Below are 24,496 nucleotides of genomic sequence, written 5' to 3'. Positions count from 1 at the left end.
GCGGGATCAGTCCTCGGAGTGCCGGCGACCGGGCTGCGGGCGCGGACCCTCACCGGTCGGACCCTGCGGGCGCGGACCCTGCGGTCCTCCCGGCCCCTGCGGGCGGGGCGGGTACGGCTGGCGCGGACCCTGCGGACCGCCCTGTGGCCCCTGCGGGCCGCCCGGGCGCTGCTGTCGCGGCATCGGGCCGCTCGGCCCGGGACCGATCGGACCACTCGGGCGCGGGCCCTGCGGGCCGGCTCCGTGCGGCCCGGGCGGCGGGCCCTGACGGTGCCGCGAGGGCTGCCCGGGCGCCTGGCCCGGCCCCTGCGGTCCGCCGCGCCCCGGCACCGGCTGCTGGTAACTGCGCGGGTCCTGCGGCGGGCGCTGCGTGGGCGCCGACGGGCGCGGGGGCAGTTCCAACCGGCCCGAGAAGCCGGGCGGCGGGCCCGGACGGCGCGGACCGGGGCCGACCGGGGTCGGCCGGGCGGGACGCACGTCGGGCAGGTTCGACGGCGGGTGGAGCCGGCCGTCGTCGGGCGCCGCGGGCGCCCGCGTGGCGGAGGCCGGTGCACCCGCACCGACCAGCTCCGGGGCTGCCTTGCCGGGGGCCGCGGAGGCGGGCTTGACCGACGACAGCGGGCGGCCGTCGCGGGTCTCGGCCGGCAGCGAGGTCTCGCCGAGGCCCACCGCCTCCTGGATCTTGCGCATCCACACCGGCGCCCACCAGGAGTCGTCGCCGAGCAGCTTCATCACCGCCGGCACGAGCACCATGCGGACCACGGTCGCGTCGATGAGCAGCGCGAAGATCAGGCCGAAGGAGACGTACTTCAGCATCACCAGGTCGGACGTGGCGAACGCCGCCGCGACGCAGGCCAGCAGGATCGCGGCCGCGGTGATGATCCGGCCCGTGTTGGCCGTGCCGGCGCGGATCGCCTGGTTCGTGGTGGCACCGCCCGCGCGTTCCTCGATCATGCGGGAGATCACGAAGACCTCGTAGTCCGTACTGAGGCCGAAGACCACCGCGATCACCAGCACCAGCACGGGCGCCATCATCGGGCCGCCGGTGAAGTTGAACAGGTCGCCACCGTGACCCTCGACGAACATCCAGGTCAGGAAGCCCAGCGTCGAGCCCAGCGACAGGAGCGACATGAGCACGGCCTTGATCGGCAGCGTCAGCGACCCGAACGCCAGGAACATCGCGAGCGTGGTGACCAGGACCAGCAGCACCATCAGGTTGGGCAACAGGCTGATCATCGAGTCGATCGAGTCGTACTGCAGCACCGGCATGCCGCCGACCAGGAAGCCGACGCCCTTGCTCGGGTCCGCGCCGTCCATCTTGATGGAGCGGAGCGCGGCCACCGCCTCCCCGACGGCCTTGGTGTCGTTCGGATCCTGCATGCTGCCGTTCGACACCCGTACCGAGACCTCCTGGCCGCGGACGACGAGCTTGTCCGAGGTGCCCTTGGCGGTGGAGACGGCGTCGGTCGCCGCGCTGAACCGCGCGGAGTTCGGGTCAGCGGGGTTCGAGTGCGTGAAGCCGGGGATCTTGTTCGCCTCGTCGAGCACCTGCTTGATCTGCTCGTCGCTGGCGTTGGTGAACACGATCTTGACCGGCTGGCCCGTGTTGTCCGGGAACAGCTCCTGGAACTTGTCCTGCGTCTGCCGGGTCTCGTTGGTCGGCGGCAGATAGGTCTGCGAGATGCCGCCGAACTGCAGCCCGACGATCGGGATGCAGATCGCGAGCAGCAGCGTCACGACGGCGACGATGGCGGTCTTCGGGCGCTTCATGACCGCGTCGGTCACCTTGCCCCACATGCCGGCCTCGATGTTGGCCTTGGTCTTCGCGCGGCCCGTCTTCTCCGCGGCCCAGTGGATGACGCCGCCGATCAGCGGCAGGTTCCACTTGTCGAAGATCGTGAGGAACCAGTGGAAGCTGAGCGCGAAGACCCGCGGGCCGAGGACGCCGAGCATCGCGGGCAGCAGGACCAGCGAGAGCAGCGCGGCGATGAACACGCCCAGCAGCGCACCCGTGGCCATCGACGTGAGCAGGCCCAGCGGGGAGATGTAGAGACACGCGAGAGCCGCGACGATGAGCAGCGAGGACATGACCACCGTTCTGCCGGCGGTCATGACCGTGCGTCTGACCGCCGTCGGTGTGTCGTACCCCTCGTCCAATTCCTCCCGGAACCGGGAGACCATGAACAGGCCGTAGTCGTGGGCGATGCCCAGGCCGATGAGGGAGATGATCGGCCCGACGAACAGGTTGACGTCCGTGAAATCGGCCATCACCGAGGCGACCGCCATCGCGGCGCCGATCGTCAGCACACCGATGATCATCGGCAGCACCGCGGCCACGATGCCGCCGTAGACGAAGAACAGCACGATCGCGACGAGCGGCAGCGCGATGATCTCGGCCTTCTTCTGGTCCTTCTGCACGCCCTCCGTGACCTCGGAGGTCACCGGTACCAGGCCGCCGACACGCGCCTCGAAGGTCGCCTTGTTCGCGTCCGACTGGAGGATCTCCATGAGCGGCTTCTGGATCTCCACCCAGTCCTTGCCGCGCTGGGTGTCGTCCGCCGACTTCATCGGCAGGGTGAAGAAGCCCCAGGTACCGCCGTCGGCGTCGGTGCGGGTGAACTTCTTGTACAACCCGTCGTTCGCCTGGGGCGCGCCCGGCGCGAACATCGTGTAGCTGAGGGAGCTCTCCTGCGGATCCTTCTCGTTGAGCGGGTTCAGCTTGGCGTCGTCACCGGTCGCGAACTTCGCCAGGACGTCCTCGCGGGTCTTCGCGACCGCCTTCATGACGTCCTCGTCGGAGATCTTCTTGCCCTCCGCGGGCTTGATGAGCACCAGGATGTCGGGCTGCATCTCGCGGCCGTTCGCCTTGTCGGTGACCTGGGCCGACGCCACGGAGTCACTGGCCTCGTCGTAGAGGCCGTTCATCTTGGTCTTGGCGCCGAGCCCGAGGAAGCCCCAGACGCCGGTCGCGGCGATGGACACGAAGAGGACCGCGATGATCGTGTATCGGAACGCGTACGTGAAGCGTCCTATAGCTGCGAACAAGCGAAAATTCCTTTCCGGTGAACCGGTTCTAGGGCTAGGCCCGGCTCGAAAGTAGCGAGGACAGGGGACGGAACGGCTGCAGCCACGCACCCTCGTCGGGCAGCGAATCGAGGCTCACCCGTGGCAGCGGCTCGCGGAACACCCCGGCGATGTCCTCGAGATCGACGAACTCCAGAGTAGGGGACGCCAGCGCCCAGGCGGCGTGCTCACGGAACCCGAGGACGGTTACCGGTACGCCGCTTGCGGAGATCTCCTCCAGCGGCTCCCGGAAGGCCTGGCCGTCCGCGGAGGCGACGAGCAGCCCGCCGAGGCCCGGCGAGTACCGCCGGACATCGATGTGGTCGAGCATGTCCTCGTCGACATCGCTGTCCTCGTCGATCTTGGGCTTGGCGAAGACGGCGTAGCCCACGTTGCGCAGGGCCTCGACCCAGGGCCGGACCACGTCGGCCGTGCCCGGAGCGATGTTGGTGAAGACGGTGGCCTCGGGCTCGAGCCGGGTGTCGATGTCCGATTCCAGGCCGGCCGTGTACTCCAGCAGCCACCGGCCCAGCGCGTCGAAGCGCGGGCGGTGGGCCGCCGTCGGGCGGCCGCCGAGGATCGACCCCAGCCCCATGTCGAGGTTGGGCGCGTCCCACACGAGCAGGACACGCTTGGCCACGTCGAGCTGCGGGTCGGCGGGTGCGTCGAGCGAAGTCACCGCACCTCTCCTTCCTCCACGCGCTCCCACACGAACTCGTGGATCTCGCGGCCCACCTGCGCGGCCTTGTCCTGGAACTTGGTCACCGGGCGGTCGACGGAGATCGGCAGCCCGGCATCGGCGAGCCGCGGCGGCAGCACGACGGGCCGCAGCAGCGGCTCCAAGGGTGCGGTCTCCGCAATCGCCTCTGCATAGTCTGCATGATCCGTAGCCACGTGCAGAATCCCTCCGACACGGAGACGGTCCGCGATCAGCGAGAACATGCGCGGCTGCAGCAGCCGGCGCTTGTGGTGACGGGCCTTCGGCCACGGGTCCGGGAAGTACACGCGCACCCCCGTGAGCGACCCGGGCTCGATCATGTCCTCGAGCACGGCGACCCCGTCGCCCCTGATCACCCGCACGTTCGTCAGCTCCGCGCGCTGCACGGCGCCGACGAGCTGCGCGATGCCCGGCAGGTACACCTCGACGGCCACCACGTCGTTCTCGGGCTCGGCCTGCGCCATCGCCCACGTCGACGTGCCGGTGCCGGAGCCGATCTCCACGATGAGCGGGGCCTTCCGCCCGAACCAGGCCTCCGCGTCCAGCGGGTGCGACGGCGTCGGGAACGTCCCGGGCGCGCCGTCGGGCGCACCGTCGGGAAGCGGGGTGGCAGGCGGGATGTCCCGGCCGAGCGTCTCCCAGCCCGTGTCCATCGCCAGTTGCTGGGCGGGGGTGAGGGAGGCGCGGCGGGACCGGAAACTGGTCACGCGGGGGTACAGCCGACGGTGCTCGGCGCGGGGATCCTGGGACTGGGGCACGCTCTCCATCGTCCCAGCTTTGCGCTTGTGACTTAGCATTGGCCGCATGATCGTGCGTAACACTCGCCACACGGCGCTCCGCCTCGCCTCCACGGTGGTGGCCCTCCTCGCCGTTCTCGGGCTCCTGGCCGCCTGCTCGAAGAGCGACGGGGAGAAGGTGAACGACGCGCCGCTGCCCGATGCCAAGACCCTGATCGACGCATCGTCGAAGGCCGCACGCGACCTGCACGACGTGCAGCTGGACCTCTCCGTCGACGGCACGGTGCCGAACCTGCCGGTCAAGAGCGTCTCCGCCTACCTCACCGACCAGCCCAAGCTCGGGGGGCAGGGCGATGCGGACGTCGTCTACCAGCGCAGTGCGGTCAAGGCGAAGTTCATCGTCACCGACGGTGACCTCTTCGTGCAGTTCGGCCCGGGGCAGCCGTACAACCGGACGGGGAAGGCGGTCGACGTCTACGACGCCTCCGCCATCCTCGACCCCGAGCGGGGCATCGCCAACCTCATCGCGTCCGTCCGCGAGCCCAAGGTCGAGGGCCGCGAGCAGATCGGCGGCACCGAGGCCGTGCGCATCTCCGGCATCATCCCCGGCACCGCGCTGGCCGGCATCGTCCCCAAGGCCGCGCTCGGCGACCGCCCGCTCACCTTCTGGGTGCAGGAGGCGGCGCCGAACAACCTGGTCCGTGCGAACGTCGGCTTCGACTCCGGAACGCTCACCGTGACGCTGTCCGACTGGGGTAAGAAGGTCGCCCTGCTCGACCCGAAGACCGCGAAGTGACGGTCACCGCGGCGCCGACCACGCCGAGCCGCGTCCGCGGCCGCGGCGTCGCCATGGGCGCCGCGGGACTCGCGGTACTGCTCGGCGCGCTCGACACCTACGTGGTGGTCTCGGTCCTCGAGGACATCATGCGCAGCGTCGAGATCCCCATCAACCGGATCCAGCTCGCCACCCCGATCATCACCTGGTACCTGCTGGGCTACATCGCGGCGATGCCGCTGCTGGGCCGGCTCTCCGACCGGTTCGGCCGTCGCCTCGTGCTGCAGGCCAGCCTCGCGCTGTTCATCGTCGGGTCGGTGCTCACCGCGCTCGCCCACACGGTGCCGGAGGTCCTCGCCGGCCGCGTGGTGCAGGGCGTCGCGAGCGGCGCGCTGCTGCCCGTGACGCTCGCCCTCGCCGCCGACCTCTGGTCCGCGCGCCGACGGGCCGCCGTGCTCGGCTGGGTCGGCGCGGCGCAGGAACTGGGCAGCGTGCTCGGTCCCGTCGTGGGCGTGGGCGTGGTGACGCTGGTGCACAACCACTTCTCGTCGGTGCCCCGCGACGACGCCTGGCGCGTCGTCTTCTGGATCAACGTGCCGCTCGCGCTCCTCGCGATGGTCCTGCTGCAGCTGACGGTCCCGAAGCGCGCGGTGTCGAAGCAGAGGGTCGACGTGGTCGGTGGGCTGCTGCTCGCCGTCGCGCTGGGCCTGTCGGTGATCGGCCTCTACAACCCCGAGCCCGACGGCGAGCACATCCTGCCTCCGAACGGGGCGTGGCTGCTCCTCGGCGCCGCCGTCGCGTTCGTCCTGTTCGCGCTCTGGGAGCGGTTCGCGCAGGTCAAGCTGATCGAGACGTCCGGGATGCGGGTCACGCCCTTCCTCGCCGCCTGCGCCGCCTCGGTGTGCGCGGGCGCCGCGCTCATGGTGACGCTGGTCGACATCGAGATCTACGCCCGGATGGTGCTGCAGCGCGACGGCGTGGCCGCGGTGCTCACCCTCGTCCGGTTCCTGCTCGCGCTGCCCGTCGGCGCGATCCTCGGCGGCTTCCTCGCCACGCGCTTCGGCGACCGGATCGTCTCGGTGGCCGGCCTGGTCGTCGCCGCCGGCGGGTACGTTCTCATCGCGCAGTGGCCCACCGACGTGCTGTCCGCGCACTACCTGGGCTTCCTCCCCGCCCTCGATACGTCGCTGGCGATCGCCGGCTTCGGGCTCGGCGTGGTGATCGGCCCGCTGTCGTCGGCGGCGCTGCGCGCGGTGCCGCTGTCCCAGGCCGGGATCGCCTCGGCGCTGCTCGTGGTGGCCCGGATGAGCGGCATGCTCATCGGCGTCGCCGCACTGACCACCTTCGGCTTCTACCGCCTGAACTCCATCCTGGACTCGATGCCGCCGATCGCGCCGCAGGGCAGCTTCGTCGAGACCGGGCTGGCCGTGTTCCGGCAGACCCAGGAGGCCTACGGCCGCATGTTCGGCGAGGTCTTCGGCGTGACCGCCGGCATCTGCCTGGTGGGCGCCGTGATCGCGGCCTTCGTCGCGGGCGGCCGGAACGAATCGGAGCAATCGGCCACCGTCGACGGCGAGGCGCTCGTACCCTCCCGGTAGGGATCGGCGCGGGGGCGCCGGTCGACGAGCGGGGGCTCTCATGGGGGATCTGTCCGTGCGCCGCGGCGCGCCACGCGTGCGACTGCTGGGCCGGCCGGGCGTCGGGAGGACGACGCTGGCCGCGGCCCTGCGGTCGCGCTCCGTCGAGATCGTCGAGGACGACGTCGAGGCCGATGCGCTGCTGTACTGCTTCGCCGGTGGCCTCCGCGCCACGGACCGCGCCGCGATCGACGCGCTGGACGCCGATCCGGCGGGCCCGCCCGTGATCGCCTGGACGAAGGCCGACGCCGCGGGCTCGTGGCGCGCCGCCGACGAGTACGCCGCGCGGCTCGGTGAGGTGCTGGGCCAGCCGGTGATCGCGGTGATGGCGCTGCTCGCCGGCGTGGAGGCCGACGACCTGCCCGCGATCCGCCGCCTCGCCGGGGCGCCGCTCGCGCTCCCGGAGTCCGCGCTCGACGCGGCGCGGGCGCTGGGCGCGGACGCGCCGCTGCTGCGCCGGCTCGGCGGCTACGGCCTCGCCTGCGCGCTCGGCGCGCTGCGGGAGACCCCGTCGATGCCCGACGACCTGCTGCTGGCGAGCCTGCGCGAGCTGAGTGGCGTGGATGCGCTGCTGCCGCCCCTCGCCGCCGCCCTCGAAGGGTTCGAGGCCCGCCGGGAGGCGGAGTTCGACGGTGCGCTGCGCGCCGTGGCCGCCACCGACTGCGCGCGCCGCGACGAGGCGGAACACCTCCTGCTGGACCGGTTGGGGCGGGCGTCGTGACCGCGCTGGTGGCCGGGCAGGACCCGGCCAGCGCGGCCGCCGTCGCGGACCGGCTCGGCGGGGACGCCGCCGCCGTCGGCGCCGACGGCGTCCCGGTGCCGCTCGGCGAGCACCGCGGCGACCACGACGTGCTCGTCTACGTCCTCGACGCCTGCGTCCCCGCCGACCCGGTCGACGCCGTCGCGCTCGGCCGCCTGCGGGTGGGCCTGCCGGCGGTGCTCGCCGCCACCGGCGCCGACGTCTACGCGGACGCCGCCGACACCCTGGCGGAGTCAGGGCGGCGCCTCGGGGGCGAGGTGGTGAGCGTGCAGCCGGACTCGGGCGGCGGCTTCGACGCGCTGCGCGCCGCGCTCGCCGACCCGCTGCCGCCCCTGCCCGCGCAGGCGGCGACACCGCCGGGGGCGGAGGAGCGGACGGGCGTGCGGGCGGCGGGTCCGCCGAGCCCGGCGCTCGAGCGGGCCGACCGCTCCGCCTACCTGCGCTCGACGATCGCCCGGGTGCGGGCGCAGCTGCTCGCCGACTCCGCCGACGGCTTCCGCCGGCACGAGGACGAGCCGGGCGCCGACGTGCGCGTCCGGCTCACCGAGGTCGTGACGCGGCTCGAACGCGCGCTGTACGCGCACCTGTGCGCCGCCTACCGCGGCACCTTCGCGGGCTGGCCCGAACCGCCCGTCCCCGCGGTGCCCGTCCTGCCCCGCCCCGACCCGCCGGAGGCCCCCGCGCACCGTCGGCGGCCCGAGGACCTCGCGGTCCTGATCCTGGGCGCCTCCGCCGGTCTCGGCATCGGCCGCGCGGTGGCCGCGCCGCTCGAGGCGCTGGGCGCGCTGCGCTGGCTCGCACTGCCCATCAGCCTGGCGGTGGGCCTCGCCGCGGCGGTGTGGCTGCTGCGGGTGCGCCGCCGCAGCGCGGCCCGCACGGACCGCCTCAGCTGGGCGGACGCCGCCACCGCGGGGTTCCGGCAGCGCGTCGAGTTCGAGGTGGCGGCGGCGCTGGTCGCCGCCGAGGCCGACGCGGCGCTGCGCCTCGCGCGCGGACCGGGAACCGAACGGCGGGCTGGTGCGTCCAATGAATATGGACCCTGATTTCGGGCTGTTCGGTGCGCCGGACTCCGACGCGTTCGGCCCCGGCCTGTTCGACGGTGCCGTCCCGGCCGCCGCGCCGTCGCCCGGCGGGCTGTGGGTGCAGGCCGACGGCGGCTGGTTCGACGTGCACGCCCTCGATACGGACGGGGACGGACTGGTGGACACCGGCACCCTCACCGACGCCGACGGCACCGCGGTGTTCACCGATCTGGACGCCGACGGGGTGGCCGACGTCTACCACCGGGTGCGGCCGAACGGAACCTTCGAAACCTGGCGATTCGTCGAGGGGCGGTGGCGGTTGCTGGATAGGGGCGATGTTGGTTGAATCCGTTCGATAAGGTTGCGATCGCAAACCTGAATGGAGGGGGACCATGGCGAACCGGTTCAAGGGAAGGCGGGGCGCCCGCGGCGCACGCGCCGGCGTCAGGCTGACCCGGGCGCAGGAGCACGTCCTCTCCGCGCGCACCGCCGAGGGAGCGGGCCCGCTGTGGACGATCAGCGAGTACATCGTTCTCGACGGGGGCGTCGACCGCGACGTCCTCCGCCGCGCCGCCACGTACGTGCTCCGCGCCGCCGAACCCCTCCTCGTGCGGATCGAGGAGAAGGCGCACATCCAGGTCGCCGAGGCCGGAACGAAGGTCGCGGTGGAGGAGGTGGACCTCCGGCGCGAGGCCGACCCGGAGGGCGCCGCCCGCAGGTTCGCCGAGGGCCGCCTGACCACGCCGCCGCAGGGACCGCGCGCCCGCATCGCGCTGGTCCGCACGGCGGAGCGCCGGGTCCGGCTCCTGCTCGAGTGCGACCTGGCCGTCGCCGACGGGTACACCGCCGCCCGCGTCCGCGGGGCGATCGCGCGCACCTACACCGCGCTCGTGCAGGGCCACCCGGTGCCGGAGGACCCGATCCGCCCGCTCCGGGCGCTGCTCGACGCCGAGTCCGGCTACCTCGCCTCCCGCGACCGCGCGGAGGACGCCGCCTACTGGCGCGCCGCCGGGCTCCCGAGCGCGGCCGTGCTGCCGGGTGGCGCCCCGTCGAGCGCGCCGGACGGCCAGGTCCGGGCGCCCCTGCTGCCCGTCGCCGCGGACCTGGCGCGGAGCCTCGACGCCGAGGCGCGCGCCGTGGGAGTGCGGAACGTGGCCGTCGCGATCGTGGCCGCGGCGATCGTGACCGCGCGCCGCACCGGCGCCGAGCGGGTGCGCATCGATCTGCCCGTGTCCGGGCGCATCGACGAGACCGGACTGGACACCGACGGCGCCGCCGGCACCACCATCGCCGTGCGCGTCGAGCTCCCCCGCGGCGGCACGGTCCGCACGTGCCTGCGGGCGGCCGACACCGCGTTCCGGCAGGCCTTCCTGCACCAGCGCGGTCGCCCGCTCGACGGCGAGCACGGGTCGAGCGGCGTCGTCGTGAACTACCTGCAGCCGGTCCCCGAGGACTTCGCCGGCGTGCCCGGCGGCACCGAGGTGATCAACGCGGGCCCCGTCCGGCACCTCGCGTTCGTCGCGCTCGCCCACGACGACGGGCTGAGCCTCGACGTCCGCGGCCGCGCGGGCGTGTTCGACGCGCCGCAGGTCGCGGCGCTCGCCGCCGAGTGGCACGGCGCGATCGCCGCCCTCGTCGCCGATCCCGACGCGCCCCTCGGCCCCCTCCTCGACGCCGTCGCGGCGGCGCCGCCGGTCACGCCGCCCGCCGCGCCGTCCGCCGCGCCGCCCGGCGGAGCCGACGACGTCGCCCTCGTCGCCGAACTCCTCGGCGACGTCCTCGGGGTGCCCGACGTGCGGCCCGACGACTCGCTGTTCGACCTGGGCGGCACCTCGCTGGTCGCGGTCCGGATCACCGACCGGCTCGCCGAGCTGCGCGGCGTGCAGGTCCCCGTCGTCGAGGTCTTCGACAACCCCACACCCCGTGGCATCGCCGCACTGCTCGCCACGGCGCCGCCCGCCGCCCCGCCGGCGCGGCCCGCGGCCGGGGAGGCGCGGGGCGGGGAGGCGGGCGCACCGTCGGACCCCGGCACCGCGCGCCCCGCCGGCCCGGCGATCGCGCCGCTCGGCGATGTGGCGGAGGCCCCGGCCTCGTACGCGCAGGCCGGCCTGTTCCGCGACTTCCAGCTGGGCGGCCCCTCGCCCGTCTACAACATGCCGCTCGTGCTCGACTTCGACGAACCGATCGACGCCGACGCCATGGCCCGCGCCGTCCGCGACCTCGTGGACAAGCACCGGGCGCTGCGCACCGTGCTGCGGCTGCGCGGCGACGACGTGGTGCAGGACCTCACCGTTCCGGTCGACGACGCCCGGCTGCTCGAACGGCGCACCGTGCCGGCCGAGGACCGCGACGACGCCGCCCGCGAGTGCGCCGCGTACGCCTTCGACCTCGCCGCGGAGCCGCCGTTCCGCGGCTGGCTGCTCGCGGATCCCGATCCCGACGAGCCGCAGCGGCTGGTCCTCGTGCTGCACCACACCGCCGGCGACGGGGCGTCGGTCGGGCCGCTGCTGCGCGACCTCGTGGCCGCGTACGCCGCCCGCCGCTCCGGCGTCGCACCGGACCTCGGCGCGCCCGCGGTGCAGTACGCCGACTTCGCGGCCTGGCAGGTCGCGCGGCTGCAGGACCCCGACGGGCCGATCGCCGCCCAGCGCGACTACTGGCGCCGCACGCTCGACGGGGCGCCCGCCGAGACGGTGCTGCCCGTCGACCGCCCGTACCCCGCCGAGAACGGTTCCGCCGGCGGGACCGTCGATTTCGCGTGGCCCGCCGAGCTCACCGAGCCGCTGCGCGCCGTGGCGCGCGAGCACGGCGCGAGCCTGTTCATGGTCCACTACGCCGCCCTCGCGGCGCTGCTGTCCAAGCTCGGCGCCGGCGACGACGTGGTGATCGGTACCGCCGCGTCGGGCCGGCCCGCGTCGTGCGACGACGTGGTCGGCATGTTCGTCAACCTGCTGGCGCTGCGCACCACCGTCGACTGGTCCGCCCCGTTCGGCGACTACCTGCGGCGCACCCGGTCGACGGTCCTCGACGCCTACGCCCACCAGGACGTGCCCTTCGGCGAGGTCGTCGCGATGCAGCCGCGCGGCTCCGCCGACCGGCACCCGGTCTTCCAGGTGATCCTCGGCTGGAACGAGGACCCGGGCTGGAGCGGCCTGCGCGACGTGCTCGGCGCCGAGGTGGTGCCGACCGCCGCCGGGACCTCCCGCGCCGACCTGCTGTTCAGCGTCACCGAGACGGCCGGCGGGCTCACCGGCGGCGTCGAGTACCGCACCGACGTCTTCGACCGCGCGACCGTCGAGACCCTGGTCGCGCGGTGGCGCCGGCTGCTGGAACAGGTCGCGGCCGATCCGCGCACCGCGGTCGGCGCCCTCGACGTCCTGCTCGACCCCGAGCCCGCGCGCTTGGAGGCGTGGGGCGCACCGTCGGGCCCGGAGCGCACCGCGACCGTGCCCGACCTCATCGACGAGTGGATCCGCACCACCCCGGACGCGCTCGCCCTCGCGGACGACACCGAGTCCCTGACGTACGCCGAGCTCGACCGGGCCGCCAACCGCTGGGCCCGCTACCTGCGCGCGGAGGGCGTGCGCCCCGGCGACATCGTGGCCGTCACGGTGCCGCGCTCGGCCCGGCTCCTCGTCGTGGAGCTGGCCGTCCTGCGCGCCGGCGCCGCCTACCTGCCCATCGACCCCGCCTACCCCGACGAGCGCAGGGCCTTCCTCCTCGAGGACGCGGCACCCCGCCTCGTGGTCGCGCCCGACACCGACCCCGACCCGCGCCGGTTCGACGGTGCCCCGCTCACCGACCTCGAGCGCGGCGGGCCGCTGCGGCCCGGCGACGCCGCCTACGTCATCTACACCTCCGGCACCACCGGGACGCCGAAGGGCGTCGTCGTGCCGCACGCCGGCGCCGTCGACCTGGCCGCGGCGATCGTCGCGGAGACGGGGGCGGGCGCCGGCGCGCAGGTCCTGTCGAATTTCTCCGTCGGCTTCGATATCTCCTTCTGGGACCTGCTCAGCGCCCTCGCCACCGGCGCGACGCTGCGCATCTCACCCGAGACCCGCGTGGGCGACGAGCTCGCCGACTTCGTCGAGGAGCACGGCGTCACGCACGCGCTCATCACCCCGTCCGTGCTGGCCGCGGTCACGCCCGGCCGGATGGCGTGCCTGACGTCGCTCACCGTCGGCGCCGAGGCCGTCACCCGGCCGCTGGTCGACACGTGGGCGCCGGGCCGCCGGCTCGTCAACGCCTACGGCCCCACCGAGCTGACCGTCGCCGCGACCCTGGGGCGGCTGGTGGCGGGGGAGGACGTGGTCTCCATCGGCCGCCCCATCGGCGGTGCCCGCGCCTACGTCCTCGACGCCGGGCTGCGGCGCGTGCCGCCGGGCGTCGTGGGCGAGCTGTACGTCGGCGGGCCGGGCGTCGCGCGCGGCTACGCCGGCCGCCCCGGACTCACGGCGTCGCGGTTCGTCGCCGACCCGCTCGGCGCCGACGGCGCGCGCGTCTACCGCACGGGCGACCTGGTGCGCTGGCTACCGGACGGATCGCTGGAGTACGTGGGCCGCGCCGACGACCAGGTGAAACTGCGCGGCTTCCGGATCGAGCCGGGCGAGGTCGAGGCCGCGCTCGCCGCGTGCCCCGGCGTCACCGCCGCGGCGGTCACGGTGCAGGGCGACGGCGCCGCCCGGCGCCTCGTCGGCTACGTCACCGGCACGGCGTCCGAGGCCGACGTCCGGGCGGACGCCGCCCGGCGGCTGCCCGCGCACATGGTGCCCGCCCGGGTGGTCGCGCTCGACGCGCTGCCGCTCACCGCGAACGGCAAGGTCGACCGCGCGGCGCTGCCCGCGCCCGACGTGAGCGACGAGGCCCGGTACCGGGCGCCCGCCACCTCCGCCGAGGAGACCCTCGCGGCGGTGTTCGCCGAGGTGCTCGGCGTCGAGAAGGTCGGGGTCGACGACTCCTTCTTCGAGCTGGGCGGCGACTCCATCACGTCGATCCAGCTCGTGGGCCGTGCCCGCGCCGCGGGCCTGACCCTGACCGCGCACGACGTCTTCGCGCACCGCACCGTCGCGGGCCTCGCCGCCGCGGCGGGCACCGTCGATCCCGCGGACGCCGCCCCCGACGACGGCATCGGCGAGATCACGCCCACCCCGGTGTTCGCCTGGTTCGCCGCGCACGGCGGCACGGCCGACGGCTTCCACCAGTCGGTGCTGGTCCGCACCCCGCCGGCCGTCGACGCCGGGACGCTGCACGCGCTCACCCAGGCGATCCTCGACCGGCACGACGCCCTGCGCGCGGAACTCGAGTCGCGCCCGGGGGGCGCCTGGACACTCACCGCGCGGCCCGTCGGCGCGGTCGACGCCGCCGACGTCGTGGAGCGGTTCGACGCCACCGGCCTGTCGCTCGACGAGGCGGGCGCGGCGATCGCCGCCGAGCACCGCCGGGTGACGGGCCTGCTGCGGCCCGGCGCACCGTCGCTGCTGCGGGCCGTGTGGTTCGACCTGGGCCCCGGGCGGGAGGGGGCGCTGCTCGTCGCGGCGCACCACTTCGTGGTCGACGGCGTGTCCTGGCGGATCCTGCTCACCGACCTCGCGACCGGCTGGCACGCCGCGTCCGCCGGCCGGCCCGTGGTCACGGCCCCGGTGGGCAGCTCGTACCGCCGCTGGTCCACGGTGCTCGCCGACCGCGCCGCGCAGGCCGGCCCCGACGAGCTCGAGTACTGGCGGTCCGTGCTCGACGGTGCGCCCGCCCTGCTCGACGGCGCGCTCGACCCCGCCCGCGACACCCACGGCGCCGCCGGCCACGCCGACCTGAGCCTGCCCGCCGACGTCGCCGGGCCGCTGCTCGGCGCGGTGCCGGAGTCCTTCCACGCCGGCGTGCAGGACGTGCTGCTCGCGGCCTTCGCGACGGCCGTCACCCGGTGGGCGGGCGAGCGGGGCCGCGCCGACGACTCCGTCCTCGTCGAGGTCGAGACGCACGGCCGGGACGAGTCCCTGGCCCCCGGGCTGGACCTGACGCGCACCGTCGGCTGGTTCACGAACGTCCACCCGCTGCGGCTGCGGCCGGGCGGGGGCGCGCCCGCCGCCGTGGTCAAGCGGGTCAAGGAGCAGCTGCGGGCCGTGCCCGACGGCGGTATCGGCTACGGCCTCGCCCGGTACGGCCACGGCCGCCGGGCGGCGGAGTTCGACGCGTTGCCGCAGCCCGAGATCGGCTTCAACTACCTGGGCCGCACCACCGGCTCGGGCGACGGGCCCTGGGCGCCCGACCGCCGGTTCCCCGACCTCTCCCCGGCGCCGGACGCACTCGCGCTGCTGCATCCGATCGAGGTGAACGCCGCCGCCCGGGACGGCGCGGACGGCCCGGAGCTGGTGGCGTCGTGGACGTGGGCGCCGGCGCTGATCGACGAGGACGCGGTGCGCCGGCTCGGCGCGCTGTGGTTCGAGGCCCTGCGCGAGGTGGTCAGCGCCGCCGGCAGCGGCGACGGGGGCCACACCCCGTCGGACTTCCCGCTCGTCGCGCTCACCGCGGAGCAGGTGGAGCGGCTCGACGACCGCTACCCGGGCCTGCAGGACGTGCTGCCGCTGACCGTGCTGCAGCAGGGCTTCCGGTACCACGCGGAGTTCGGCGAGGGCGACGCCGACGCCGACCCGTACGTGGTGCAGACGGTGATCGATTTCGAGGGCGCCGTCGACGAGGACCGGTTCGCGGCCGCGGTGCGCGCGCTCATGGACCGCCGCGAGGCGCTGCGCGCCCGGTTCGTCGCCGACGGGCTGGAGGCCCCGGTCCAGGTGATCGCCGCGCCGGGCCCGGTGCCGTTCCGCCGCGAGGACGTGCGCGGGGCGCGCGATCCAGAGGCCCGTTTCGGCGAGCTCGCCGCCGCCGAGCGGCGGCGCGGCTTCCGGCTCGACCGGGAGCCGGGCGTGCGGTTCCTGCTGGCCCGGCTGGGGGAGCGGGAGTTCCGGTTGGTGGTGACCAACCACCACATCCTGTGGGACGGCTGGTCGGCGCCGGTGATCTTCCGCGATCTGCTGGCCGGCTACGCCGCCGGCGACCTGCTCGCGGGCGCCGATCCCGTGGCCCTCGCGGCCGGCCGGCCGCGGGCGAGTCTGCGCGACTACTTCACCTGGCTGCAGGCGCGCGACCGGGAGGCGGCGCGCGCCGCGTGGGCGGAGGAGCTCGCCGGCCTGGACGAGCCGACGCTGGTCGCCCGGGACCTCCCGCGGGCGCACCCGAGCCGGGACGGCGGACCGTCGGGGCAGGGGCGCGACGAGGTGCGGCTGACGATCCCCGCGACCGTGGGCGCGGCCGTCACCCGCCTGGCGGGGAAGCTGGGCACCACGACCGGCGCGGTCCTGCAGGCCACGTGGGCGATCGCCCTGGGCGGCGCGACGGGCCGCGACGACGTGGTCTTCGGCGCGGTGCAGTCGGGCCGGCCCGACCAGCTCGACGGCGTGGAGGACCTGGTGGGCCTGTTCATCACCACGTCGCCGGTGCGGGTCGCCCTCGACCCGCGCGCGACGGTCCGCGAGGTCGCCCTCGGCGTCCAGGCGCAGTACGTGCGGCTGCTCGACCACCAGCATCTGGGCCTGACCGAGATCACCCGCGTGGCCGGCGGGGACGAGCTCTTCGACTCGCTGTTCGTGGTGGAGAACTATCCGTCGACGGCCGGCGCCGCGATCCCCGGCACGGACATCGAGGTGGTGGACGTGCGCGGCGACGACGCCACCCACTACCCGCTGCACGTCGCGGTGGTCCCGGGGACGACGATGCACGTCCGCGCCGGGTATCGCACCGACGTCCTGGGCCGGGCCGCGGTGGAGGACCTCGTCGACCGGTGGCGGCGCGTGCTGACCGCGGCGGTGATCCGGCCCGACGCCCGCCTGGCCGAGGTCGACGGCACGGGCGAGGCCGACCGTCTGCTGGTGCGCCGCTGGGGCGGCGCGATCGGCGGCGTGCCCGCGCGGACCCTCCCGGACCTCGTCGAGCGCCGCGCCGCGGCCCGCCCGAAGTCCCGGGCCGTCGCGGGCGACGGGGACCCGCTCACCTACGCCGAGCTGGATGCGCTGTCGAACCGCTGGGCGCGGCGGTTCATCGCCGAGGGCGTGGGCCCGGGCGACGTGGTGGCCGTGACCGCGCCGCGGTCGGCCGGTTTCGTCGCCGCGGTGCTGGGCGTCGCCAAGGCCGGTGCCGCGTTCCTGCCGATCGACGCGTCGACGCCGCGCGAGCGCGTCGACGCCATGTTCGCGGACGCGCACCCGGCCCTCGAGGTCGACGGTGCGCTGCTCGACGCCGGCCCCGGCGACGACGCGACCGACGAGCCCGTCACCGACGCCGACCGGCGGTCGCCGCTCACGGCGCAGGACGCGGCGTACGTCATCTTCACCTCCGGGTCGACGGGCGTGCCGAAGGGTGTCGCGGTCACCCACGCGGGCCTCGCCGACCTGGTGCGCTCCTTCGCCGACGAGCTGGAGCTGGGGCCGGGGACCCGGACGCTGCACAACGCGTCCGTCGGCTTCGACGCCGCGGTGTGGGAGATCCTGTGCGCCCTCGCCACGGGCGGCACGCTCGTCGTCTCGGCGACGGTGCGCGCGGGCGCCGAGCTCGCGGCCTTCGTGGAGAAGCAGCGCGTCACCCATGCGCTGCTCACCCCGTCGGTGCTGGCCTCCGTGCCCGCCGGGCGGATGAGGGGCCTGACCTCGCTGGTCGTCGGCGCGGAGGCGGTGCCCCGCCCGCTGGTCGACCAGTGGGGGCCCGGCCGCAGGCTGCTCAACGCCTACGGGCCCACCGAGGCGACCGTCGTGGTCTCGACGGCGCGGATCCGGCCCGGCGAGAGCGGGCCGGTGCCCATCGGCCGGCCCGTCCGCGGAATGGCGGTCCGCGTGCTCGACGGTGCCCTCCGCCGCGTGGGCCCCGGTGTGGTCGGCGAGCTGTACGTGACGGGCGCGGCGGTGGCCCGCGGCTACGTGGGGCGGCCGGGCCTGACGGCGTCGCGGTTCGTCGCCGATCCGTACGGGACGGCGGGCGCGCGCATGTACCGCACCGGCGACCTGGTGCGCTGGCTGCCGGACGGGTCGCTGGAGTACGTGGGCCGCGCGGACGACCAGGTGAAGATCCGCGGCGTGCGGATCGAACTCGGGGAGGTCGAGGCGGCGCTCGCCGCGTGCCCCGGTGTGAGCGCGGCGGTCGCGGCGGTGCGCGACGCTGCGGCCGGCGCGCGGCTCGTCGGCTACGTGGTGGCCCCCGGCCGGTCGCCGGAGGAGATCACCGCGACCGTCACGCGACGCCTGCCCGCGGCGATGGTCCCGTTCGTGGTGGTCCTCGACGCGCTGCCCGTCACGCCGAGCGGCAAGCTCGACCGGGCGGCGTTGCCGGAGCCCGTGTTCGCGGCGGCGGCCGGCTACCGCGCGCCGGAGACCGCCGAGGAGCGCGCCATGGTGGCCGTCTTCGAGGCGGTCCTCGGCGCCGACCGGGTCGGCCTCGACGACTCCTTCTTCGACCTGGGCGGCGACTCCCTGTCGCTGATGCGGCTGGTGGACCGGGTCGACGTGGACTTCGGGGTGCGCGTGCCGATCGCGGCGCTGTTCGAGAGCGCCACGCCGGCGTCCGTCCTCGCCTCGCTGTCCGCCGCGGGCCGCGCCCGGTCGGTGGAGGTGCCCGTCGACGACGTGCGGTTCGCACCGTCGACCCCCGGCGTGGTGCCGTCCGGGCACGGGGTGCTCGTCACCGGTGCCACCGGCCTGCTCGGCGGACACCTGGTGCGCGCGGTGCTGGAGGCCGACCCGGAGGCCCGGGTGGTCGCGCTGGTCCGGGCCCGCGACGAGGCCTCCGGGCTCGACCGGATCCGCGCGTCCATGCGGCGTTACGGCTCGTGGGCGGAGGGGTACGAGGGCCGGATCACGGCGCTGCCGGGCGATCTCGCGGCCCCCGCCCTCGGCGTCGACGCCGCCGACTGGGACCGCGTGATCGCGCAGGTCGATGCGATCATCCACTGCGGGGCGCGGGTCAACCACGTCGAGCCCTATGCGCGGCTGCGCGCGGCGAACGTCGACTCCACGCGGTTCCTCCTGGAACTGGCGTCGCGGCGGCCCGGCACCGTCTTCCAGTTCGTGTCGACGATCTCGGCGGCCGGCTCGTTCGAGGAGATCCCGGACGCGGGGTACCCGCAGTCGAAGTGGGTGGCGGAGCGGATCGTGGAGCTCGCGGCGGCGAGCGGCGTGCGGTCGACGATCCTGCGTCCCGGCCTGCTGACCGGCGCGCTCGATTCGGGGGCGACGAACACCGACGACGCCTTCTGGAACCTCGTCCGGTCCATCGCGACGGTGGGGGCGGCCCCGTCGGAGATGCTGGACCAGACCCTGGAGATGACGCCGGTCGACCGCGCCGCGGAGGCGATGGTGGAGATCCTGCGCACGGGCGCCGAGCCGCTGCGCACCCTCGAGGTGGGCAGCGGCTCGCAGGTGAGCTGGCGGGAGATCGTCGAGGCCCTGCGCCGCGGCGGTTTCGCGATCGAGCCGGTGCCGGGCGCCGAGTTCCTGGACCGCCAGACGGCGGCGTTCCGCAGCCGCCCCGAGGTCGCCGAGGCGCTGGCCCGGTCGATCCTGCTCATCCGGGCCGGCCTGGAGCGCGACACCTCCGGCACGGGCGGGGCGTTCGTCCCGACCGCGGTCGCCGACGGGCGCATCGGGCTCGACGGTGACCGCGACCCCGTCGGGGACGCCGGACTGGACGTCTACGTCGACTACTTGGTGCGCATCGGCTTCCTCCCGGGTGCGGGGGACAGGGCCGAGGTGTGATGTGAGATGTTGCACGTCACCCTCGGTTCTGTGACCTTGCCCGATGTGTGACACTGGTTCAAAGGTTCGTATGCGACTTTGGAGATGACACCTATGACGTCAGCCACCATTCCCGGCCTCGACGGGGACGCGATCCCCACGAAGCACGCACAGCTCGTCGAGTGGGTGCGCGAGGTCGCCGAGCTCACCCGGCCCGACCGCGTGGTCTGGGCCGACGGCTCGGACGCCGAATGGGATCGCCTGACCTCCGAGATGGTCGCCGCGGGCACCTTCACCAAGCTCAACGAGGAGAAGAAGCCCAACTCCTTCCTGGCCCTCTCGGACCCGGCGGACGTGGCGCGCGTGGAGTCGCGCACCTACATCTGTTCGGAGACCAAGGAGGCCGCCGGGCCGACGAACAACTGGGTCCGTCCCGCCGAGATGCGGGCGACCATGACCGACCTGTACCGCGGCTGCATGCAGGGCCGCACCATGTACGTGGTGCCCTTCTGCATGGGCCCGCTGGGCGCCGACGACCCGAAGCTGGGCGTCGAGATCACCGACAGCCCGTACGTCGTGGTGTCGATGAAGATCATGACCCGCATGGGCTCCGCCGTGCTGGACAAGCTCGGCGAGGACGGCTTCTTCGTCAAGGGCCTGCACTCGGTGGGCAAGCCGCTCGCCCCGGGCGAGGCCGACGTGCCGTGGCCGTGCAGCGAGACGAAGTACATCACCCACTTCCCGGAGACCCGCGAGATCTGGTCGTACGGTTCGGGCTACGGCGGCAACGCGCTGCTGGGCAAGAAGTGCTACGCGCTGCGCATCGCCTCGGCCATGGCGCACGACGAGGGCTGGCTCGCCGAGCACATGCTGATCCTCAAGCTGATCTCGCCGGAGGACAAGGTCTACTACATCGCCGCCGCGTTCCCGTCGGCCTGCGGTAAGACCAACCTCGCGATGATCCAGCCGACCCTGCCGGGCTGGCGCGCCGAGACCGTCGGCGACGACATCGCGTGGATGCGCTTCGGCAAGGACGGCCGCCTCTACGCGGTGAACCCCGAGTTCGGCTTCTTCGGCGTCGCCCCGGGCACGTCGATGGACTCGAACCCGAACGCGATGAAGACCATCGAGGCCGGCAACACCATCTTCACGAACGTCGCCAAGACCGACGGCGGCGATGTCTGGTGGGAGGGCATGTCGGCCGCGCCGCAGCACCTCACGGACTGGAAGGGCCAGGACTGGGAGAGCTCGGCCGCCGAGGGCGAGGACGGTGCCGTCACCGTCGCCGCGCACCCGAACTCGCGGTACACCACCCCGATGGCGCAGTGCCCGTCGATCGCCCCCGAGTGGGACGATCCGCAGGGCGTGCCGATCTCGGCGATCCTGTTCGGCGGGCGCCGCAAGACCACGGTGCCGCTGGTGACGCAGGCGCGCGACTGGAAGCACGGCGTCTTCATGGGCGCGACCGTCGGCTCCGAGCAGACCGCCGCGGCCGAGGGCAAGGTGGGCACCGTCCGCCGCGACCCGATGGCGATGCTGCCCTTCCTGGGCTACAACGTGGGCGACTACTTCGACCACTGGCTGAACATCGGCAAGCAGGCCGACGAGTCCAAGCTGCCGGCCGTGTTCTACGTGAACTGGTTCCGCCGCGGCGAGGACAAGCGCTTCCTGTGGCCCGGATTCGGCGAGAACAGCCGCGTGCTCAAGTGGATCGTCGACCGCATCGAGGGCAACGCCGCCGGTAAGGAGACGCCGGTCGGCATCGTCGCGACGCCGGAGGAGCTGGACCTCAGCGGCCTGGACACCCCCGTCGAGGACGTCGCCGAGGCGCTGGCCGTGAACGTCGACGAGTGGCGGGGCGAGATCCCGTCGATCGAGGAGTGGTTCGCGTTCGTCGGCGACAAGCTGCCCACGGGCCTGAAGGACGAGCTGGACGCGCTCAAGCACCGCCTGGGCTGATCCCCCGACACGGACTGCGCCCCCGCCGGGAACGGCGGGGGCGCAGTGCTGTCCGGGCGTGGTTCACAGGCGGTCGCCGCGGCCGTAGCGGCCGAATTCGAGCAGGATCAGTGCGGCGGCGACCCGGAGGACCTGGTGCGGGCGCAGCATGACCGCGCGCTCCTGGTCGAAGGAGCGGTACTTGCGCAGGTACCGGTACAGCCGCTCGACGTGCAGCAGCGGGTCGAAGGCGTGCACGGCCCGCCGGGCGGTGGCCCCGGCCCACGGGTGTCGCAGGGCGGCCGCGTCGTCGGCGAACAGGTCGGGGAAGGGCGCGAACGCGAGGGAGACGCGCTTGTAGCCGTGATCGCGCGCCCACGCCACCGTCTCGATGGTGAGCCGCTCGTCCACGCCGTTGGGTGACCGTCGCGCCCGCAGCGGCAGGTCGAGGGACAGGTCCTCGGGACCGGCGGGCAGGTACCGATGAGCGGCGCAGACGGTGCCGTCGGCGGTCCGGGCGAGGGCGAACACCCCGTCGGGCGTCGAGCCGTCGAGCATGCGCCCGAGGATCATGGAGAACCCGCGGGTCGGGTCGTGGCCCGCGAGAGCCTCCATCCGGCGGACCGCCTGCCGGTCGAGGTCGGTGACGTCGCCCTCGCGCACGATCTCGACGGTGACGCCCGCATTGCGGGTCCGCGACACCGCCTGCCGGAGGTTGCGGAACCGTCGGCCGACGAGGTCGAAGGAGCCGGTGTCGATGACCACGTCGCGACCGATGGGCACGGCCCGCAGGCCGTGCGCCTCCCAGAGTGGGCGCGCGGCCTCCCCGGCACCCAGGACGGCGATCGGCCGGCGCCCGGCGCGGCGCACGAACTCGGCGATCGCCGCCGCACGGCCCTCGGGGGTGAGGCCGACGGGGTCGCCGCTCGCGACGACCACGCCGAGCCGGATCGCATAGCTCAGGATCGCGTCCCCGGTGGGTGCGGCGACGTGGTGCTTCTCGGGCCGGAGGGCGAACGGTGCGAGCGGATCGGCGACCGACCGGCCGACCAGATCCGAGACGCTTCGATCACCGAACGACATGCTGTGATTATGCGCCTTCCGCACGGCCCCGCGACGGTGCGGTTCGCCACGCGTGCACGGGGAATACGGGGCGGCGCCCTCCGGGCGCATCGCGCGGGAGTCGCACCGGGCGACAGTGAGTGGCGCGGTGTCGCGCGGCGCGCTCAGTCGGGCGGAGACCACCGCTGCGTGCTGCGGAAGACGCGGTCCAGCAGCGCGTTCGGGGCGGCCCGCATCGCGGCGTCACGGCCGCGGGCGAGGAGGGGCGTGGACGCCTGCAGGGCGGCGCCGAGCAGGTGGGCCTGCCGTGCGATGGACTGCGTGCGGGGCCGGCGCGCCTTGTCGTAGGCGGAGAGCTTGGCCGGGATGTCCCGGGGGTCGTGGTCCCGCGCGATCGGCCGGAGCAGCGAGACCAGCACCGCCGCGTCCTCCAGCGCCAGGTTCGCGCCCTGCCCCAGGGTCGGCGGCATCGCGTGCGCCGCGTCGCCGACCAGCGTGGCGGGACCGCGCGAATACGTGCGCAGCGGGTGCGCCAGCCGCTCGATCGGCTGGTAGCCGATCCGGTCGGGCGCGGTCGCATCGAGCAGTGCGGGGATGGGGTCGTGCCACTGCCGGTAGCGCTCGAGGAGTTCCCCGGGCTCGGGCAGGTCGTCGTCCGCGGAGGGGCGCACGGCGAACCAGTACACCCGGCCGTCCCGCAGCGGGACGTACCCGAACCGCTCTCCGCGGCCGAAGCTCTCGCCGCTGTCGGGCAGCTCGACGGGGGTGTCGGTGATGCCCCGCCACGCCCCGTAACCGCAGTACGCCGCTCCCGGATCGCCGGCGTGGCTGCCGCGGACGCGGCTGCGGATGCCGTCGGCGCCGACCAGCACGTGCCAGTCCTCGAGGAGGCCGCTCGGCCCGAGGTCCAGGGTCTCGCGGCTGAGGCCCTCCACGCGGATGCCCGGCCGCACCGTGTCCGGCGCCAGGTCCTTCAACAGCGCCCGGTGCAGCTCGGTGCGGTCCACCACCCGGAGGTCGGCCAGGGTGTCCGGGGAGAACTCGCCGAGCCGGGCGCCGTCCGCGCGGCGCGTGCCGTACGGGGCCGGCGGCGGACCGTCGGCCACGACCTCCCGCACCCGGTCCTCCAGGCCGAGCGACCGGAGCGCCGCGAAGCCGTTCGACAGCAGCGTGAGACCGGAGCCGCGGGGGAGGAACCGGGCGGCCTGTTCGAGGACGATCACCTCGGCGCCGGCGCGCTGCAGGCCGGAGGCCACCGCCAGCCCGCCGATGCCGGCGCCCACGACGGCGACGCGCAGTGAGTTGGTCCTCCACATGCTCACGACGCTAGTGCGCGACGGTCGCCGTGTCATCGGGCACCGCTGCGTGACACGCGCTGTTGTCACGGGCTGTGCTGGGTTTGGGATCGCACGCGACCTGTGGTTATCCTTGTTCGTCCCTCCGAAGCTGAGATGAGGGCAGAGCCCTCGAGGAGTGACCGTGGCCGTCGCCGACGAATGGGAACTGTGGTTCCCCGATGCCTACGAGATCGGTGCGGAATCGGTGCGTTCCTTCGCGCGCGCCACCCGCAGCTGGGACGTGCCGTACGCGGTCAGCCGCCGTCTCCCGGACGACGTGGCCGTGCCCGCCACCATGCTCGGTGCGCCCATGCTGCAGGCGGCGTCGGCCGTGGTCGGTAAGGCGATCCCCGGCTGCAACCTGGCGGCGATCATGCACGCCGGCCAGTCCTTCACCTACTTGCGCCCGCTGCACGTCGGTGACGTCCTCAGCCTCGGGGTGCGGCTGACCTCGCACATCGTCAAGGCCGAGACCGATCTCATCGTGGTCGAGTGCATGGTCTACGCCGACGGTGAGCCGTCGCTCGATGCGGAGATCTTCCTGGTCCACAGCCAGCGCGAGAACGGCATCGACCTCGAGGCAGCCGACCGGCTCGCCGACGAGGTGATGATGACCGGCACCGGGCCGTCGCACAGCGACTCCTACGCCGCCAACGTCGCCGCGTCCCGCTGACGGTT

At 74.3% G+C, this 24,496-nt stretch carries 13 protein-coding genes; 8 read left to right on the top strand and 5 right to left on the bottom strand.

Annotated features, from left to right (window positions below; genetic code table 11):
* Positions 1 to 6: 6 nt before the first annotated feature.
* Genes ELY19_RS06005 through trmB form a run of 3 tightly spaced genes read right to left on the bottom strand, consistent with a single transcriptional unit; the run spans position 7 to position 4,548 of the window.
* Positions 7 to 3,045: an MMPL family transporter gene (locus ELY19_RS06005; protein ID WP_126195400.1), complete on the bottom strand. Its 3,039-nt coding sequence runs from the start codon at positions 3,043 to 3,045 to the stop codon at positions 7 to 9.
* A 34-nt stretch (positions 3,046 to 3,079) separates the two neighbouring features.
* The gene (locus ELY19_RS06000; protein WP_126195399.1) at positions 3,080 to 3,742 is read right to left on the bottom strand and encodes an NYN domain-containing protein; all 663 of its coding nucleotides are present in this window, start codon (positions 3,740 to 3,742) and stop codon (positions 3,080 to 3,082) included.
* Entirely contained in the window at positions 3,739 to 4,548 is an 810-nt protein-coding gene (gene trmB, locus ELY19_RS05995) for a tRNA (guanosine(46)-N7)-methyltransferase TrmB (protein ID WP_126195398.1), read from the bottom strand. Before trmB ends, ELY19_RS06000 begins: the two co-directional genes overlap by 4 nt.
* Before the next feature lie 37 nt (positions 4,549 to 4,585).
* Here trmB and ELY19_RS05990 point away from each other — a divergent pair, with 37 nt between their 5' ends.
* The 7 genes from ELY19_RS05990 to ELY19_RS05960 all read left to right on the top strand — a co-directional run bounded on the left by ELY19_RS05990 (position 4,586) and on the right by ELY19_RS05960 (position 21,440).
* Positions 4,586 to 5,314 (top strand): LppX_LprAFG lipoprotein, encoded by a 729-nt coding sequence (locus tag ELY19_RS05990; RefSeq protein WP_126195397.1) that lies wholly within the window; start codon positions 4,586 to 4,588, stop codon positions 5,312 to 5,314.
* Positions 5,311 to 6,891: an MFS transporter gene (locus tag ELY19_RS05985; protein ID WP_308297425.1), complete on the top strand. Its 1,581-nt coding sequence runs from the start codon at positions 5,311 to 5,313 to the stop codon at positions 6,889 to 6,891. Before ELY19_RS05990 ends, ELY19_RS05985 begins: the two co-directional genes overlap by 4 nt.
* A 40-nt stretch (positions 6,892 to 6,931) precedes the next feature.
* Positions 6,932 to 7,651, top strand: a complete 720-nt coding sequence (locus ELY19_RS05980) for a hypothetical protein (RefSeq protein WP_126195396.1) — start codon at positions 6,932 to 6,934, stop codon at positions 7,649 to 7,651.
* The gene (locus ELY19_RS05975) at positions 7,648 to 8,733 is read left to right on the top strand and encodes a hypothetical protein (protein WP_126195395.1); all 1,086 of its coding nucleotides are present in this window, start codon (positions 7,648 to 7,650) and stop codon (positions 8,731 to 8,733) included. Before ELY19_RS05980 ends, ELY19_RS05975 begins: the two co-directional genes overlap by 4 nt.
* Positions 8,723 to 9,058, top strand: a complete 336-nt coding sequence (locus tag ELY19_RS05970; protein WP_126195394.1) for a DUF6802 family protein — start codon at positions 8,723 to 8,725, stop codon at positions 9,056 to 9,058. Before ELY19_RS05975 ends, ELY19_RS05970 begins: the two co-directional genes overlap by 11 nt.
* A gap of 46 nt (positions 9,059 to 9,104) precedes the next feature.
* Positions 9,105 to 19,502 carry a non-ribosomal peptide synthetase gene (locus tag ELY19_RS05965; protein ID WP_126195393.1) on the top strand — a complete coding sequence of 3,466 codons (10,398 nt, stop codon included), beginning with the start codon at positions 9,105 to 9,107 and terminating at the stop codon, positions 19,500 to 19,502.
* 84 nt (positions 19,503 to 19,586) lie between these two features.
* Positions 19,587 to 21,440, top strand: coding sequence for a phosphoenolpyruvate carboxykinase (GTP) (locus ELY19_RS05960; RefSeq protein ID WP_197715991.1), 1,854 nt, complete (start codon positions 19,587 to 19,589; stop codon positions 21,438 to 21,440).
* Between the two features lie 63 nt (positions 21,441 to 21,503).
* Here the strand turns inward: ELY19_RS05960 and ELY19_RS05955 are convergent, their stop codons facing one another.
* Both ELY19_RS05955 and ELY19_RS05950 read right to left on the bottom strand, forming a co-directional pair.
* Complete coding sequence (locus ELY19_RS05955) at positions 21,504 to 22,502, bottom strand: phosphatidylglycerol lysyltransferase domain-containing protein (RefSeq protein WP_164711529.1); 999 nt, start codon at positions 22,500 to 22,502, stop codon at positions 21,504 to 21,506.
* A 143-nt stretch (positions 22,503 to 22,645) separates the two neighbouring features.
* On the bottom strand, positions 22,646 to 23,797 hold the full coding sequence (locus tag ELY19_RS05950; protein WP_227967222.1) for an FAD-dependent monooxygenase: 1,152 nt from the start codon (positions 23,795 to 23,797) through the stop codon (positions 22,646 to 22,648).
* Between the two features lie 163 nt (positions 23,798 to 23,960).
* On the opposite strand from ELY19_RS05950, the gene ELY19_RS05945 reads away from it, so the two are divergent.
* Positions 23,961 to 24,491 carry an FAS1-like dehydratase domain-containing protein gene (locus ELY19_RS05945; protein ID WP_126195390.1) on the top strand — a complete coding sequence of 177 codons (531 nt, stop codon included), beginning with the start codon at positions 23,961 to 23,963 and terminating at the stop codon, positions 24,489 to 24,491.
* The last annotated feature ends 5 nt before the right edge of the window (positions 24,492 to 24,496 follow it).

It is taken from the genome of Tsukamurella paurometabola (genome assembly GCF_900631615.1).
Taxonomy (GTDB): Bacteria; Actinomycetota; Actinomycetes; order Mycobacteriales; family Mycobacteriaceae; genus Tsukamurella; species Tsukamurella paurometabola_A.
Note: the sequence above shows the minus strand (reverse complement) of the source record. Positions and strands in the feature narration are given on the sequence as shown.